This window comes from Streptomyces sp. NPDC000983 (assembly GCF_040299205.1).
Lineage (GTDB): Bacteria > Actinomycetota > Actinomycetes > Streptomycetales > Streptomycetaceae > Streptomyces.
Map to the genome: position 1 here is coordinate 277,446 of NZ_JBEPBM010000007.1, position 16,201 is coordinate 293,646.

Sequence of the window (16,201 nt, forward strand, 5' to 3'; positions counted from 1 at the left end):
CATGGCACCCTTAGACCTGCGTAGAAGGTAGTGACGGACACGGGTTCGACAAGGAGCGGTCACAGTGCAGCGCTGGCGTGGCTTGGAGGACATCCCCCAGGACTGGGGGCGCAGCGTCGTCACCATCGGGTCCTACGACGGTGTCCACCGCGGACACCAGCTGATCATCAGGCACACCGTGGAGCGCGCCCGCGAACTGGGCCTGCCCGCCGTGGTCGTCACCTTCGACCCGCACCCCAAGGAAGTGCTGCGCCCCGGCACCCACCCGCCGCTGCTCGCCCCGCACCACCGGCGGGCCGAACTGATGGCGGAACTGGGCGTGGACGCGGTGCTGGTGCTGCCGTTCACCACCGAGTTCTCCAACCTCTCCCCGGCGGACTTCGTCGTCAAGGTCCTCATCGACAGGCTGCGCGCCAAGGCCGTCGTGGAGGGCCCGAACTTCCGCTTCGGCCACCGTGCCGCCGGTGACGTCGAGTACCTGGCCGAGCTGGGCAAGACGTACGACTTCGACGTCGAGGTCGTCGACCTGTACGTGTCCGGCGAGGCGGGCGGCGGGCAGCCGTTCTCCTCGACCCTGACCCGGCGTCTGGTCGGCGAGGGCGACGTCGAGGGCGCCGCGGAGATCCTCGGCCGCCCGCACCAGGTCGAGGGCATCGTCGTGCGCGGTGCCCAGCGCGGCCGCGAGTTGGGCGTGCCGACGGCGAACGTCGAGACGCTCCCGCACACCGCGATCCCCGCCGACGGCGTCTACGCCGGCTGGCTGCACGCCCAGGGCGAGATCATGCCGTCCGCGATCTCCGTCGGCACCAACCCGACCTTCGACGGCACCGAGCGCACGGTCGAGGCGCATGTCATCGACCGCGTGGGCCTGGACCTGTACGGCCTGCACGTAGCCGTCGACTTCCTGTCCTACGTCCGCGGCCAGGTGAAGTTCGACTCGCTGGACGCGCTGATCGAGCGGATGGGCGAGGACATCAAGATCAGCCGCGACCTGACCGCCGCGGCGGAGGCCGCCGAGCGGTAACCGCCCCACGACGCCGAAGGGCGGCCGGTGCTTTTCGGCACCGGCCGCCCTTCGTTGTTCGCTACGCCCTACTGCGGCGGCTGCTGCTGCTGGGGGTGCTGCGGCTGCTGGTACGGGTACGGGGGCTGCCCCTGCTGGGGGTACGGCTGGCCCGGCTGCTGCTGCGCGGGGGGCTGGCCGGGTTGGGCGCCGGGCTGGGCGTAGGGCTGGCCCGGCTGGGCGTAGGGCTGGCCCGGCTGGGGGTAGGGCTGCGCGGGGGCCTGGCCCGGAACCTGGCCGGGGGCGGGGGCGTACGGCTGACCGGGCACGGGCTGGCCCGGAATCTGCTGGCCCGGCATCGGCGGGGCCGCCACCGGCGGCGGGTTGCCGTCGCTGGTCCACAGACCGTGCGACTGCTGGTGGCGCACGAAGTCCTCCGCGACCATCGCCGCGAGGTTGAAGTACGCCTCCCGCACCTTGGGCCGCATCATGTCGAGGTCGACCTCGGCACCGGCGGAGAGATGCTCGTCGAAGGGGACCACGATGACACCGCGGCAGCGGGTCTCGAAGTGGCTGACGATGTCATCCACCTTGATCATCTTGCCGGTCTCCCGCACACCGGAGATGACGGTGAGCGAACGCGAGACGAGATCGGCGTACCCGTGGGCCGACAGCCAGTCCAGCGTCGTGCTGGCGCTGCTCGCACCGTCCACGGACGGCGTGGAGATGATGATGAGCTGGTCGGCGAGGTCGAGCACACCGCGCATGGCGCTGTAGAGCAGACCGGTGCCCGAGTCGGTGAGGATGATCGGGTACTGCCTGCCCAGCACGTCTATCGCGCGCCGGTAGTCCTCGTCGTTGAACGTGGTCGACACGGCGGGGTCGACGTCGTTGGCGATGATCTCCAGCCCGGACGAGGCCTGGGAGGTGAACCGCCGGATGTCCATGTACGAGTTGAGGTACGGGATCGCCTGCACGAGGTCACGGATGGTGGCCCCGGTCTCCCGGCGCACCCGGCGGCCGAGGGTGCCGGCGTCCGGGTTGGCGTCGATGGCGAGGATCTTGTCCTGGCGCTCGGTGGCGAGCGTCGAGCCGAGCGCGGTGGTCGTGGTGGTCTTGCCGACACCGCCCTTGAGGCTGATGACGGCGATCCGGTAGCAGGAGAGCACGGGCGTACGGATGAGGTCGAGCTTGCGCTGCCGCTCGGCCTCCTCCTTCTTCCCGCCGATCTTGAACCGGCCGGCCGCGGCCGCCGGGCGCCCGCTCTTCGCCTTCTGCTTCTTGTTGTTGAGCAGCCGGTCCGACGACAGTTCCACGGCGGCGGTGTAACCGAGCGGCGCGGCACCGGGGTTGGTGGGCTGCCGCTGGTCGTGCTGGATGGGCTGCGGCCAGGCGGCCCCGGCGCGGGGGTCGACGGGCTGCTGCGGCACGGCGGCGGGCGGCTGGACCTGCGGCTGGGCAGGCTGCTGCGGGACCCCGGGGTGGGCCTGCGGCGGCACGTCGGCCCGCTGCTGCGGGAAGCCGTAACCACCGGGCTGCGCGGGGGAGTTGGGCACGGGCTGTTCCGGCTGCGCGGGCTGTGCCGCGGGGGTGCCGGGCTGGGGGAAGCCGTAGCCGGCCTGGGGCTGCGCGGGCTGACCGGGCTGTACGGGCGGGGCTGCCGGGGTGGCCGGCTGCGGGAAGCCGTAGCCGGGCTGCGGCGCGGCCTGCTGGGGGAAGCCGTAACTGCCCTGCGGGGGCGCGGCCTGCGGGGCCGGCTGGGGGACCGGGGGCTGCTGGGCGGCGGCACCGGGGTGCGGGAAACCGTAACCGCCCTGCTGCGCCGGGGCGGACGGCTCCGCCGGGGGCTGGGGGAAGCCGGGCACCGGCTGCTGCTGTGCGGGGGCCGGCTGCGCGGGCGGCTGGTTCCACGCGGCGGGCGCCGGCTGCGGGGCCTGCGGCTGGAAGGGCTGCTGGGGCGGGAACGGCTGCTGCTGCGGCGCGGGCGCCGGGGGCTGCTGGGCGGCGGGCGCGGGCTGGGCCTCGGCGGGAGCGGTCGGCTGCTGCGGCTGCACGGGCCACTGGGGCGCGGCGACCGGGGCGGCGGGCTGGTACGACGGCGGCAGCGGAGGCATCCCGGCCTGCGGTGTCGGCGGGGGAGTCCAGGCCGGAGCGGGCTCCTGCGGGGCCTCGGCCACGGGTGCAGTGGCAACAGGGGGGACCGCGTCCTGCGGCTCGGCGGGCGCGGCGTCCTCGGGCTCGACGGCGGCCGGTACGGCGTCCTGCGGCTCCGGGAGGTCCGGTACGGCGTCCTGCGGCTCGGGTTCCTGGTGCACCGGCTCGGAGACCACCGGCGCCAGGGAAGCCGGCGCCACCGGTACCGCGTCCACCGGCTCGGAGTCCACGGGCTCCGCCGCAACAGGCTCCGCCAGCGCAGGCTCGGCGTCCGTCGGCTCGGCGCCAACCGGCTCCGGGTCAACCGGTGCCGGGCCGACCGGCTCAGAGTCGGACAGCTCCGCACTGGCCGGCACCACGTCCGGCTCGGCCTCCGCCTCGGCCTCGGCCTCTGTTTCGACCTCCGCCGCCTCCTGCTCGCCCGACTCCGCGTCAGCCGACTCGGCATCGACGACAGCGTCGGCCTCGACGTCCGTAAGGTCCGCGTCCCCAAGTTCCGACTCCGGAGTCTCCGCCTCGGCGGCCTCAACCTCGGCCTCAACCTCCGCGAGCTCCCCCTCGGCATCGGCATCGGCATCGGCATCGGCCTCGGGAGCCAGGACAGCAGAGTCCGTCTCCTCCTCGGAAGCCTCGTCCGGCGTCTCCGCCGACTCCACCTCTCCGGCGGCGCCACCGTCCCGAGCCTCGGGCTCGGCTTCAGAGGCTGCCGCGACCGGCGCCGCCCCCTCCGCGGACGCGTCCACGTCGGACTCCTCCGCCCGCTCCTCGATCTCCCGCTTCAGCGTGGCGGCGGAGAACCGCATGGTCGCGCCGCTCTCCAGATCACCGCTCCCGGAGTAGGAGTCCGGCACGGGCTCCTCGGCAGCAGCCGGAACGGGCGCCGGAACCGGAGCCGGCGCACCCCAGGGCTGCTGGAGCCCGGGAAGATTCGGCAGGCCCGTCACGGAGCCCCCGTCGGCGGAGGGAGCCGAGGGAGTCGAAGGCCCCGCCCCCTGCCCACCCTGCGGTTCGAACCCGCTGCCCACCGGAAGCCTGGGCACCGCGACCGGCCCCGCGGCGGCCGGCGGCGCCGGCGTGAACGGCGCCCCGGGAGCGGGAGCGGGAGCGGGAGCGGGCGGAGTGAACGGTGCCCCCGGCGCGGGCGGAGTGAACGGTGCCCCCGGCGCGGGCGCGACAGGCGCGGGCGGCGAGAAAGGCGCCCCCGGCGCGGGAGCCGAGTGCGGCACCGGCGGCGTCAGCCCCGGCAGCGAGGAAGGCAGCGCGGTGGGCGAAGGCGTGAACGTCGGAGTTCCGGGAACCGCCGCACCGCCGGCACCGGGTCCCGGAGTCGCGGCACCGCCCGCACCGGGTCCCGAAGAGGCCGTACCCCCCGGCCCCGCCGGACCCCCCGTGGACCCGGAAGCCCCCGAAGTTCCCGACGCCCCCGACGCGCTCTCGTCCCGCCCCGCACCGGCGGAGCCACTGGCGTTCTGCGTGTACCAGGCGGGCGGCGCGTAGTCGATGGTGAACTCGCCCGTGATCTCGTTGGCCGACTCCGCGTCGGGCTGGTCATCGCCGGGTGTGGCCCAGCCCCCGCGGATCCCGTCCCGATCGCTGCTCACAGTTCCTCCTGGTGTGGTCGAACACCCCCATGCCGTGCCGGGGCGACCGTTGTTCGTCGTCCGAAGTCGTTCGAGGTAGTCCGTTCCAGTCGGCTCTCCCCCTGGGACGCCGACGCCCGGTCCACCGGTTCTGGCGTCGCGCCCGGTACCAGCCTAATCACCACAGGCATCACCTCGGCAGGCCCGTCCGCTCCCGAGCACCGGCCCACTCCGTCACAGCCTGCCCCGAAGTGGCGTACGCAGCCGTCCTATTGGTGAACAAACCGGGCGACACCTGTGAACAATCCGGAACGAAAGCGAAGCAACCGATCAACCCGACCGCTCGAACCACCGCCCCCGGCCAGCGGGTTGGCGACCGCGGGGACACCCCGCACCCGGCCGTGAGGCACAACACCCGCACGGCACCGGCGCACAGCGCCCCCGCACGTACAGGACGTCCGCCACGTACGGACGCGGCCCCGCGGTCGCCACCGCACCGTCAGCCCGCGTCGGCGACCCCGCCCCGCGCCGCGGACTCCGCGCCGGGACCCTCGCCACGCGCCGCGGACTCCACGTCGAACTCGCCGTCCCGCGCGCCCAGCACGAACGCCCGCCACTCCGCCGCGGTGTAGCGCAGCACCGTCCCCGGGTCGAGCGAGGACCGCATCGCCACCGCCCCGGCGGGCAGGTACGCGATCTCGACCCGCTCCTCGTGCGCCTCCGTACCCGGCGCGCTCCGCCACTCCACGCCCGAGATGTCGAGGGCGTACAGCTCGTCCCGCTCCCGATCCTTGCGGGCCTTGGTCTCCTCGTCCGTCTCCGCCATGCCGGCGACCCCTTCCAGGCTGTCCGAGCTTCCCGATTCCGGGCTTTTCGACCCCTCCGGGCGGTCCGGCCCCCGGAGCATGATCGGCGCGCTCACCCTAGTGGCGGAATCCCCCCGATCGGGGTGGTTCCGTAACCGATGCGAGCCCGCCCACCTCCGGCTGGTACGCTGAGTGACGGCCGTTTGTGTACGCACCCCCGGAGCGCTCGCTCTGGAGGCCGCGCTCAGCGGATCCCCGCCTCCCGAGTAACGGAAGCTCCCCCGAGACACAGACCGGGGGCACTCGGTGGCCATTCAGAAGACTACGAGGAGTACGCGTGCCGCTCGACGCCGCTACGAAGAAGCAGATCATCAGCGAGTTCGGTCAGAAGGAGGGCGACACCGGCTCCCCCGAGGTCCAGGTCGCCATGCTCTCGCGTCGGATCTCCGACCTCACCGAGCACCTCAAGACCCACAAGCACGACCACCACTCCCGCCGTGGTCTGCTGATCCTGGTCGGTCAGCGCCGCCGCCTGCTGCAGTACCTGGCCAAGAAGGACATCCAGCGCTTCCGTGCCCTGGTCGACCGTCTCGGCATCCGCCGCGGCGCCGCGGGCGCCAAGTAAGACGCCGTGAAGGGAGCGGTTCCCGTCGAATGGGGGCCGCTCCCTTTGCTGTACGTGCGGAGTGTCACACACGCTTTGTAGTGTGGTAGCAGAACGCACGACGTACGACGCAAGCCGTACGACACGGCGTGACAGCGCCCGCCCACCCGGGTAGGGCCATGTCACGACCACGAACGAGGAGAAGCGCACCTCGCCGCCGCCGGTCCTCGGTAGTGGCCCCCGGGGGGAAGCGAGCCCCGGGTGCTTCGATCGAAGACCGGCCCGCACGACAAGGCGCGCTTCTCCACAACCGTCCCCCTGCCACACGGGCAGCACGGGACCAAAGACGACAAGTTATGGAGAAACCGCTAGTGGAGAACGAGACCCACTACGCCGAGGCCGTCATCGACAACGGCGCCTTCGGCACCCGCACCATCCGCTTCGAGACGGGCCGCCTGGCCAAGCAGGCCGCCGGCTCCGCCGTGGCGTACCTGGACGACGACACCATGGTGCTGTCGGCCACCACCGCCTCCAAGAACCCCAAGGACCAGCTCGACTTCTTCCCCCTCACGGTGGACGTCGAGGAGCGGATGTACGCCGCCGGCAAGATCCCCGGCAGCTTCTTCCGCCGTGAGGGCCGTCCCTCCGAGGACGCCATCCTCACCTGCCGCCTGATCGACCGCCCGCTGCGCCCGTCCTTCAAGAAGGGCCTGCGCAACGAGATCCAGGTCGTCGCGACGATCATGGCCCTCAACCCCGACCACCTGTACGACGTCGTGGCGATCAACGCCGCGTCCGCGTCCACGCAGCTGGCCGGCCTGCCCTTCTCCGGCCCGATCGGCGGCGTCCGCGTCGCGCTGATCCGTGGTCAGTGGGTGGCCTTCCCGACGCACACCGAGCTCGAGGACGCCGTCTTCGACATGGTCGTCGCGGGCCGCACCCTGGAGGACGGCGACGTCGCGATCATGATGGTCGAGGCCGAGGCCACCGACGGGACCATCAAGCTCGTCCAGGGTGGCGCCGAGGCCCCGACCGAGGAGGTCGTCGCCGCCGGTCTGGAAGCCGCGAAGCCCTTCATCAAGGTCCTGTGCAAGGCCCAGGCCGACCTCGCCGCGAAGGCCGCCAAGCCCACCGGCGAGTTCCCGATCTTCCTGGACTACCAGGACGACGTCTTCGAGGCGCTCTCCGCCGCCGTCCGCCCGGAGCTGGCCTCCGCGCTGACCATCGCCGGCAAGCAGGAGCGCGAGTCCGAGCTGGACCGCGTCAAGGCGCTCGCCGCCGAGAAGCTCCTGCCGGAGTTCGAGGGCCGCGAGAAGGAGATCTCCGCCGCGTACCGCTCCCTGACCAAGCAGCTCGTCCGCGAGCGCGTGATCAAGGAGAAGAAGCGCATCGACGGCCGCGGTGTCACCGACATCCGCACCCTGGCCGCCGAGGTCGAGGCCATCCCGCGCGTGCACGGCTCCGCGGTGTTCGAGCGTGGCGAGACCCAGATCCTGGGCGTCACCACCCTCAACATGCTCCGCATGGAGCAGCAGCTGGACACCCTCTCCCCGGTGACCCGCAAGCGCTACATGCACAACTACAACTTCCCGCCGTACTCCACCGGCGAGACCGGCCGCGTGGGCTCCCCCAAGCGCCGCGAGATCGGCCACGGCGCCCTCGCCGAGCGCGCCCTGGTCCCGGTCCTGCCGACGCGCGAGGAGTTCCCCTACGCGATCCGCCAGGTCTCCGAGGCGCTGAGCTCCAACGGCTCGACGTCCATGGGCTCGGTCTGCGCCTCCACCATGTCGCTGCTGAACGCCGGTGTGCCGCTGAAGGCCCCCGTCGCCGGTATCGCCATGGGCCTGATCTCCCAGGAGATCGACGGCGAGACGCACTACGTCACCCTCACCGACATCCTCGGTGCGGAGGACGCCTTCGGCGACATGGACTTCAAGGTCGCCGGCACCAAGGAGTTCGTGACCGCCCTCCAGCTCGACACCAAGCTGGACGGCATCCCCGCCTCCGTCCTGGCCGCCGCCCTCAAGCAGGCCCGTGACGCCCGCCTCCACATCCTCGACGTGATGATGGAAGCGATCGACACGCCGGACGAGATGTCCCCGAACGCCCCGCGGATCATCACCGTGAAGATCCCCGTGGACAAGATCGGTGAGGTCATCGGCCCCAAGGGCAAGATGATCAACCAGATCCAGGAGGACACGGGCGCCGAGATCACGATCGAGGACGACGGCACCATCTACATCGGCGCCGCCGACGGTCCGTCCGCCGAGGCCGCCCGCACCACGATCAACGGCATCGCCAACCCGACGATGCCCGAGGTCGGCGAGCGCTACCTGGGTACGGTCGTCAAGACCACCACCTTCGGCGCGTTCGTCTCGCTGCTCCCCGGCAAGGACGGTCTGCTGCACATCTCGCAGATCCGCAAGCTCGCGGGCGGCAAGCGCGTGGAGAACGTCGAGGACGTCCTCGGTGTGGGCCAGAAGGTCCAGGTCGAGATCGCCGAGATCGACTCCCGCGGCAAGCTCTCCCTGATCCCCGTGGTCGAGGGCGAAGAGTCCGCCGACGACAAGAAGGACGACGCCGACAAGTGACGTCGAACAGCTCCAAGGCGACGGCCCGCACCTCCTCGGAGGCGCGGGCCGTCGCCCGTACCCAAACCCTCGTCAAGGGCAGCAACGGCATCGGCACGGTCCGTAAGACCACCCTCCCGGGCGGCCTGCGCATCGTCACCGAGACCCTCCCCTCGGTCCGCTCCGCGACCTTCGGCATCTGGGCGCACGTCGGCTCCCGCGACGAGACGCCCGCCCTGAACGGCGCCACGCACTACCTGGAGCACCTGCTCTTCAAGGGCACCTCCCGGCGCAGCGCGCTGGACATCTCCTCCGCGATCGACGCCGTCGGCGGCGAGATGAACGCGTTCACGGCCAAGGAGTACACGTGCTACTACGCGCGCGTGCTCGACACCGACCTGCCGCTCGCCATCGACGTCGTCTGCGACATGCTGACCGGCTCGCTGATCCTCGAGGAGGACGTCAACGTCGAGCGCGGCGCGATCCTCGAAGAGATCGCCATGACCGAGGACGACCCCGGCGACTGCGTGCACGACCTGTTCGCGCACACGATGTTCGGCGACAACCCCCTCGGCCGCCCGGTCCTCGGCACGGTCGACACGGTCAACGCCCTCACCGCCGACCGCATCCGCCGCTTCTACAAGAAGCACTACGACCCCACCCACCTGGTCGTCGCAGCCGCGGGCAACATCGACCACACCAAGGTCGTACGACAGGTCCGCGCGGCCTTCGAGAAGGCCGGCGCGCTCGGGAACACCGACGCCACGCCCATCGCCCCGCGCGACGGCAGGCGGGCCCTGCGCACCGCCGGCCGCGTCGAACTGATCGGCCGCAAGACCGAGCAGGCGCACGTCGTCCTCGGCATGCCCGGGCTCGCCCGCACCGACGACCGCCGCTGGGCGCTCGGCGTGCTGAACACCGCCCTAGGCGGCGGCATGTCCTCCCGGCTGTTCCAGGAGGTCCGCGAGAAGCGCGGCCTGGCGTACAGCGTGTACTCGTACACCTCCGGCTTCGCCGACTGCGGCCTGTTCGGCGTGTACGCCGGCTGCCGCCCCAGCCAGGTGCACGACGTACTGAAGATCTGCCGCGACGAACTCGACCAGGTCGCCCAGCACGGCCTCACCGACGACGAGATCACCCGCGCCGTCGGCCAGCTCCGCGGCTCCACGGTCCTCGGCCTGGAGGACACCGGCGCGCTGATGAACCGTATCGGCAAGAGCGAGCTGTGCTGGGGCGAGCAGATGTCCGTCGACGACATGCTGGCCCGGATAGCCTCGGTCACCCCGGACGAGGTCCGCGCGGTGGCCCGCGACGTCCTGGGGCAGCGGCCCTCCCTGTCGGTCATCGGCCCGCTGAAGGACAAGCAGGCGTCCCGTCTGCACGAAGCGGTCGCGTAGCCCTCTCCCGCGTAAGCCCCTCCCTCTAAGGAAGCAAGAAGATGAGCAAGCTGCGAGTGGCGGTCCTCGGCGCCAAGGGCCGGATCGGTTCCGAGGCGGTACGGGCCGTCGAGGCCGCCGAGGACATGGAGCTGGTCGCCGCCCTGAGCCGGGGCGACAAGCTGGAGACCCTGACCGAGACCGGCGCCCAGGTCGCCGTCGAACTGACCACCCCCGACTCGGTGATGGCCAACCTCGACCACTGCCTGAGCCACGGCATCCACGCGGTCGTCGGTACGACGGGCTGGACCGACGAGCGCCTCGCGCAGCTCAACGCATGGCTCGCCGCCTCACCGGGGACCGGTGTGCTCATCGCGCCGAACTTCTCCATCGGCGCCGTGCTGAACATGAAGTTCGCGCAGATCGCAGCGCCCTACTTCGAGTCGGTGGAGGTCGTCGAACTCCACCACCCGAGGAAGGTCGACGCTCCCTCCGGCACCGCCACGCGCACGGCCCAGCTCATCGCCGAGGCCCGGCGCGCGGCGGGCACCCCCGAGGCACCGGACGCCACGGAGACCGCCCTCGACGGGGCGCGTGGCGCGGACGTCGACGGCGTTCCCGTCCACTCCGTACGCCTGCGGGGGCTGCTGGCCCACCAGGAGGTCCTGCTCGGCGGTGAGGGCGAGACCCTCACCATCCGCCACGACTCCCTGCACCACAGCAGCTTCATGCCGGGCATCCTGCTCGGCGCCCGCCGCGTGGTGACCACGCCCGGCCTCACCTTCGGCCTGGAACACTTCCTGGACCTCGGCTGATGCGCGCCAAGCTCACCTACGCCCTCACGGCCGCCGTCCTGCTGATCTACTTCGTCCTGGTCGGCAGCCGGGGCTTCATGCTCATCAAGGCCGGCACCCTGCTCACGGTCACCTTCGGCGTCGCGGTGCTGATCCTGCCGGTGATCGGCCTGTGGTTCCTGTGGAAGAACACCCAGTTCGTCCGCCGGGCCAACGCCCTCGCCGCGGAACTCGACGCCGAGGGCGGACTGCCCGTCGACGAGCTGAAGCGCACCCCCAGCGGCCGCATCGACCGGGACTCGGCCGACGAGGTCTTCGCTCGCCGCAAGGCCGAGACGGAGGACGCGCCGGACGACTGGCGCAGCTGGTTCCGCCTCGCCGTCGCCTACCACGACGCCCGGGACACCCCCCGGGCCCGCAAGGCGATGCAGCGGGCGATCGCCCTCCGCGAGACGACGGGCTGAGCCCCCGGGCGGGCCGGAACAGGCCCTGGGGCGGGCCCAGGGGCTAGTGGCCCGCCTCCGCGGCCCAGGCCTCGACGGTGTCCGCCGCCCGGTCGAAGGCGTCCGGGCGGCCCAGGAAGTCCGCGTCGTGCGTGGTCATCAGAGGCGTCGGCTCGCCCCCCGAGCGGGCGCCGCGCACCAGCGTCAGGGCCTGCCCCTGGAGGGTGCGCGGCAGTCCGAGCCAGCGCACCGGCTGCTGCACCGTGCGCACCGCCACCACCTGCGCCCAGGGAAGGGTGCGCGTGGTGAAGAAGCCGACCTGGCGCAGACCCTGCGCGCTCACCCACACGCCCATGCGCAGCAGCCGCAGCGACGCGGCGATCACGGCCAGCGCGATACCGAAGACCACCGCGGCCGCGCCGGGCGTCCCGGCCAGCGCGATGATGACCGCCGCGAAGAGCACGTACGAGGCGAGCAGCAGCAGGAGCGCGGCCGCGCCGACCCGCCAGGGGCCGGGACGGTAGGGACGCCGCCAGCGGTCACGGTCGTCGAAGGGCAGCGCGACGTCGTCGGCTGCTTCGAAGGCGCGGTCGGCCGTAAGGAAGGGCAGGGGCACGGCTGGTCCTCACTCAATCCATGCTGGGGCTGTGCCCGGTGAGGCTATCGACCCCGGTGCCGGCTCACCACCCTTGGGGGTCCATGGGAGTACCCCCTCGGGTCGCCGGTCCAGGACCCGGCGACCGTAGGGCGCCCGCGACCGCCCGGTCTGCGGTGACTCGTCCAGGGGGCCCCGGCGGGCCCGTAGAGTGGGCGCCGCCCGAGTGAAGCGATGGAAGGACCCTCCGAGTCGTGACCGACACCCCCGCCGACGATCTCAAGCCCAGCTTCCGCAGCGATGTCACCGTCGAGTTGGTCAAGCACAGCGCGGCCGACTCCGACGTGCTGTGGGCCGCCCGCGTCTCCACCGCCGGCGAGCAGTCCCTGGACGAGCTGAAGAAGGACCCCGAGCGTTCCAAGGGACTCATCAACTACCTGATGCGGGACCGGCACGGCAGCCCCTTCGAGCACAACTCGATGACCTTCTTCATCAGCGCCCCGATCTTCGTCTTCCGCGAGTTCATGCGGCACCGCGTGGGCTGGTCGTACAACGAGGAGTCGGGCCGGTACAGGGAGCTCCAGCCGGTCTTCTACGTCCCCGGCGAGTCCCGCAAGCTCGTCCAGGAGGGCCGCCCGGGCAAGTACGTCTTCGTCGAGGGCACCCGGGACCAGCAGGAGCTGACCGGCCGGGTCATGGAGGACTCCTACCGCCGGGCCTACGAGTCGTACCAGGAGATGCTCGCCGCCGGCGTCGCCCGCGAGGTCGCCCGCGCGGTCCTCCCGGTCGGCCTGTTCTCCTCGATGTACGCCACCTGCAACGCCCGCTCGCTGATGCACTTCCTCGGCCTGCGCACCCAGCACGAGCTGGCGAAGGTGCCGTCCTTCCCGCAGCGGGAGATCGAGATGGTCGGCGAGAAGATGGAGCAGGAGTGGGCCCGGCTCATGCCGCTCACCTACGCCGCCTTCAATGCGAACGGGCGTGTGGCCCCGTAACTCGTCCGAGTTCCGGGCCGGGCACAGATGTGCGCATCAGCCCTACGAGGTGTCCGGATTGCGGCATTTAGAGAAGTTCATCTAGCCTGATCAAACGGACCCGGCACTGCTTGAACCCCCGAGCAGGCAGTGCCGGGCTCCATCTTTGTCCGGACTTTTCCCTTACCCCTAGGGCAGACCACGCCTTGAGCAGCGAGTAGCGTGTAACCCATGGCTCCGACCTCCACTCCGCAGACCCCCTTCGGGCGGGTCCTCACCGCCATGGTCACGCCGTTCACGGCGGACGGCGCACTCGACCTCGACGGCGCACAGCGGCTCGCCACGCACCTGGTGGACGCAGGCAACGACGGCCTGATCATCAACGGCACCACCGGCGAGTCCCCCACCACCAGCAATGCGGAGAAAGCGGAGCTCGTACGAGCCGTACTGGAGGCGGTCGGCGACCGCGCCCACGTCGTCGCGGGCGTCGGCACCAACGACACCCACCACAGCCTCGAACTCGCCCGCCAGGCCGAGAAGGCGGGCGCACACGGCCTCCTGACCGTGACGCCGTACTACAACAAGCCCCCGCAGGAGGGCCTGTACCGCCACTTCAGGACCATCGCCGACGCCACCGAGCTGCCGGTGATGCTCTACGACATCCCCGGCCGCAGCGGCGTCCCGATCAACACCGAGACCCTCGTCCGGCTCGCCGAGCACCCCCGGATCGTCGCCAACAAGGACGCCAAGGGCGACCTCGGCCGCGCGAGCTGGGCCATCGCGCGCTCCGGCCTGGCCTGGTACTCCGGCGACGACATGCTCAACCTGCCGCTGCTCTCCGTGGGCGCGGTCGGCTTCGTCTCCGTCGTCGGCCATGTCGTCACCCCCGAGCTGCGCGCCCTCGTCGACGCGTACACCAGCGGTGACGTCCAGAAGGCGACCGAGATCCACCAGAAGCTGCTCCCGGTCTACACGGGCATGTTCCGCACCCAGGGCGTCATGACCGCCAAGGCCGCGCTCACCCTCCAGGGCCTGCCCGCGGGACCGCTGCGCGCGCCCATGGTCGAGTGCTCACCCGAAGAGATCGAACAGCTCAAGATCGATCTTGCCGCGGGCGGGGTACAGCTCTGACAACGGACTTCGCGCGGTCGTCCGCGCACTGAACTTCACAACTGAATAAGCGGGCCACCGGTGCCCGCGCCACATCCAGACAACTGCTTCTGCACGAACGTCACGCGCGCCACGTGCCCACCGGTACGTGGCGTGTGTGGTTGAGGAGAGTCTTTTGAGTCATCCGCATCCTGAACTCGGCCCGCCCCCGCCGCTCCCCGAAGGCGGCCTGCGGGTCACCCCGCTCGGCGGCCTCGGTGAGATCGGCCGGAACATGACCGTCTTCGAGTACGGCGGCCGCCTCCTGATCGTCGACTGCGGCGTGCTCTTCCCCGAGGAGGAGCAGCCCGGAATCGACCTGATCCTGCCGGACTTCTCGTCCGTCCGGGACCGCCTCGACGACATCGAGGGCATCGTCCTCACCCATGGTCACGAGGACCACATCGGCGGCGTCCCCTTCCTGCTCCGCGAGAAGCCGGACATCCCGCTGATCGGCTCCAAGCTGACCCTCGCGCTGATCGAGGCCAAGCTCCAGGAGCACCGCATCCGCCCGTACACCCTTGAGGTGGCGGAGGGGCAGCGCGAGCGCATCGGCCCCTTCGACTGCGAGTTCATCGCGGTCAACCACTCCATCCCCGACGCCCTGGCGGTGGCCATCCGCACGCCGGCCGGCATGGCCGTGCACACGGGCGACTTCAAGATGGACCAGCTCCCGCTGGACAACCGCCTCACGGACCTGCACGCGTTCGCCCGTCTGAGCGAGGAGGGGATCGACCTCCTCCTCTCCGACTCGACCAACGCCGAGGTGCCGGGCTTCGTCCCGCCCGAGCGGGACATCTCCAACGTCCTGCGCCAGGTCTTCGCCAACGCCGGCAAGCGGATCATCGTGGCGAGCTTCGCCAGTCACGTCCACCGCATCCAGCAGATCCTGGACGCGGCCCACGAGTACGGCCGTCGCGTCGCCTTCGTCGGCCGCTCGATGGTCCGCAACATGGGCATCGCGCGGGACCTCGGCTACCTGAAGGTCCCCCCGGGCCTGGTCGTCGACGTCAAGACCCTCGACGACCTCCCGGACCACGAGGTCGTGCTGGTCTGTACGGGCTCCCAGGGCGAGCCGATGGCGGCCCTGTCCCGCATGGCCAACCGGGACCACCAGATCCGCATCGTCGACGGCGACACGGTCATCCTGGCGTCGTCGCTCATCCCCGGCAACGAGAACGCGGTCTACCGCGTGATCAACGGCCTGACCCGCTGGGGCGCGAACGTCGTCCACAAGGGCAACGCCAAGGTGCACGTCTCCGGCCACGCGTCCGCGGGCGAGCTCCTGTACTTCTACAACATCTGCCGCCCGAAGAACCTGATGCCGGTGCACGGCGAATGGCGCCACCTGCGCGCCAACGCCGAGCTGGGCGCCCTGACCGGCGTCCCGCACGACCGCATCGTCATCGCGGAGGACGGCGTCGCCGTCGACCTCATCGAGGGCAAGGCCAAGATCTCCGGCAAGGTCCAGGCGGGTTACGTCTACGTCGACGGCCTCTCCGTCGGCGATGTCGGCGAGCCGGCGCTCAAGGACCGGAAGATCCTCGGCGACGAGGGCATCATCTCGGTCTTCGTGGTCGTGGACTCGTCCACGGGCAAGATCACCGCCGGCCCGCACATCCAGGCCCGCGGCTCCGGTATCGAGGACTCCGCCTTCGGAGGCGTCATTCCGAAGATCACGGAGGTCCTGGAGCGGTCCGCCCAGGACGGAGTGGTGGAGCCCCACCAGCTCCAGCAGCTCATCCGCCGCACCCTCGGCAAGTGGGTCTCCGACACCTACCGGCGCCGGCCGATGATCCTCCCCGTGGTGGTGGAGGTCTGACGGATCGTCGGCTCTGACCTGCGCGACCACGGAGCGGGGCGCCTCGATTTGCATCGGGGCGCCCCGCTCCAGTACGTTTACGTCTCCACCCCAAACAGGACCCCGGCAGTTTTGTGCGCCGAGTCAGTCCTGAAGGGGGCGGGAAATCCGACTCAGAACTTCTGATAAAGTCGGAACCGCCGGAAAGGGAAACGCGAAAGCGAGAACCTGGAAAGCACCGAGGAAATCGGATCGGGAAGATCTGATAGAGTCGGAAACGCAAGACCGAAGGGAAGCAGCCCGGAGGAAAGCCCGAGAGGGTGAGTACAAAGGAAGCGACCGTTCCTTGAGA

The 16,201-nt window shown here is 71.0% G+C and carries 12 protein-coding genes; 9 read left to right on the plus strand and 3 right to left on the minus strand.

The window, feature by feature from the left end:
- Window positions 1-64: 64 nt before the first annotated feature.
- Window positions 65-1,024 carry a bifunctional riboflavin kinase/FAD synthetase gene (locus ABT296_RS11140; RefSeq protein ID WP_351925631.1) on the plus strand — a complete coding sequence of 320 codons (960 nt, stop codon included), beginning with the start codon at window positions 65-67 and terminating at the stop codon, window positions 1,022-1,024.
- A gap of 68 nt (window positions 1,025-1,092) precedes the next feature.
- Here the strand turns inward: ABT296_RS11140 and ABT296_RS11145 are convergent, their stop codons facing one another.
- Complete coding sequence (locus tag ABT296_RS11145) at window positions 1,093-4,758, minus strand: SCO5717 family growth-regulating ATPase (RefSeq protein WP_351925633.1); 3,666 nt, start codon at window positions 4,756-4,758, stop codon at window positions 1,093-1,095.
- A gap of 478 nt (window positions 4,759-5,236) precedes the next feature.
- Window positions 5,237-5,563 (minus strand): DUF397 domain-containing protein, encoded by a 327-nt coding sequence (locus tag ABT296_RS11150; RefSeq protein ID WP_351925635.1) that lies wholly within the window; start codon window positions 5,561-5,563, stop codon window positions 5,237-5,239.
- A gap of 317 nt (window positions 5,564-5,880) precedes the next feature.
- Here ABT296_RS11150 and rpsO point away from each other — a divergent pair, with 317 nt between their 5' ends.
- From rpsO to ABT296_RS11175, 5 genes are all read left to right on the plus strand, one after another.
- Window positions 5,881-6,168, plus strand: a complete 288-nt coding sequence (gene rpsO, locus ABT296_RS11155) for a 30S ribosomal protein S15 (protein ID WP_015657483.1) — start codon at window positions 5,881-5,883, stop codon at window positions 6,166-6,168.
- Window positions 6,169-6,518: 350 nt separating this feature from the next.
- Complete coding sequence (locus tag ABT296_RS11160) at window positions 6,519-8,738, plus strand: polyribonucleotide nucleotidyltransferase (RefSeq protein WP_351925671.1); 2,220 nt, start codon at window positions 6,519-6,521, stop codon at window positions 8,736-8,738.
- The gene (locus tag ABT296_RS11165) at window positions 8,735-10,114 is read left to right on the plus strand and encodes a M16 family metallopeptidase (protein WP_351925638.1); all 1,380 of its coding nucleotides are present in this window, start codon (window positions 8,735-8,737) and stop codon (window positions 10,112-10,114) included. Before ABT296_RS11160 ends, ABT296_RS11165 begins: the two co-directional genes overlap by 4 nt.
- Before the next feature lie 41 nt (window positions 10,115-10,155).
- Window positions 10,156-10,908, plus strand: coding sequence for a 4-hydroxy-tetrahydrodipicolinate reductase (gene dapB / locus ABT296_RS11170; protein WP_351925639.1), 753 nt, complete (start codon window positions 10,156-10,158; stop codon window positions 10,906-10,908).
- Entirely contained in the window at window positions 10,908-11,351 is a 444-nt protein-coding gene (locus tag ABT296_RS11175) for a tetratricopeptide repeat protein (RefSeq protein WP_351925640.1), read from the plus strand. Before dapB ends, ABT296_RS11175 begins: the two co-directional genes overlap by 1 nt.
- Before the next feature lie 43 nt (window positions 11,352-11,394).
- On the opposite strand, the gene ABT296_RS11180 is transcribed toward ABT296_RS11175, so the two are convergent.
- Window positions 11,395-11,946: an SCO5741 family PH domain-containing membrane protein gene (locus tag ABT296_RS11180; protein ID WP_351925642.1), complete on the minus strand. Its 552-nt coding sequence runs from the start codon at window positions 11,944-11,946 to the stop codon at window positions 11,395-11,397.
- A 233-nt stretch (window positions 11,947-12,179) separates the two neighbouring features.
- Between ABT296_RS11180 and thyX the strand changes: the two genes are divergently transcribed.
- The 3 genes from thyX to ABT296_RS11195 all read left to right on the plus strand — a co-directional run bounded on the left by thyX (window position 12,180) and on the right by ABT296_RS11195 (window position 15,870).
- Entirely contained in the window at window positions 12,180-12,920 is a 741-nt protein-coding gene (thyX, locus tag ABT296_RS11185; protein ID WP_351925644.1) for an FAD-dependent thymidylate synthase, read from the plus strand.
- 210 nt (window positions 12,921-13,130) lie between these two features.
- Window positions 13,131-14,030 (plus strand): 4-hydroxy-tetrahydrodipicolinate synthase, encoded by a 900-nt coding sequence (dapA, locus tag ABT296_RS11190; RefSeq protein ID WP_351925646.1) that lies wholly within the window; start codon window positions 13,131-13,133, stop codon window positions 14,028-14,030.
- A 154-nt stretch (window positions 14,031-14,184) separates the two neighbouring features.
- Window positions 14,185-15,870, plus strand: coding sequence for a ribonuclease J (locus ABT296_RS11195; RefSeq protein ID WP_351925648.1), 1,686 nt, complete (start codon window positions 14,185-14,187; stop codon window positions 15,868-15,870).
- Window positions 15,871-16,201 lie beyond the last annotated feature (331 nt).

Coding starts and splice junctions, on each gene's coding strand:
- dapA (WP_351925646.1), top strand. CDS start 13,131: ATGGCTCCGACCTCCACTCCGCAGACCCCCTTCGGGCGGGTCCTCACC.
- ABT296_RS11150 (WP_351925635.1), bottom strand. CDS start 5,563: ATGGCGGAGACGGACGAGGAGACCAAGGCCCGCAAGGATCGGGAGCGG.
- dapB (WP_351925639.1), top strand. CDS start 10,156: ATGAGCAAGCTGCGAGTGGCGGTCCTCGGCGCCAAGGGCCGGATCGGT.
- ABT296_RS11175 (WP_351925640.1), top strand. CDS start 10,908: ATGCGCGCCAAGCTCACCTACGCCCTCACGGCCGCCGTCCTGCTGATC.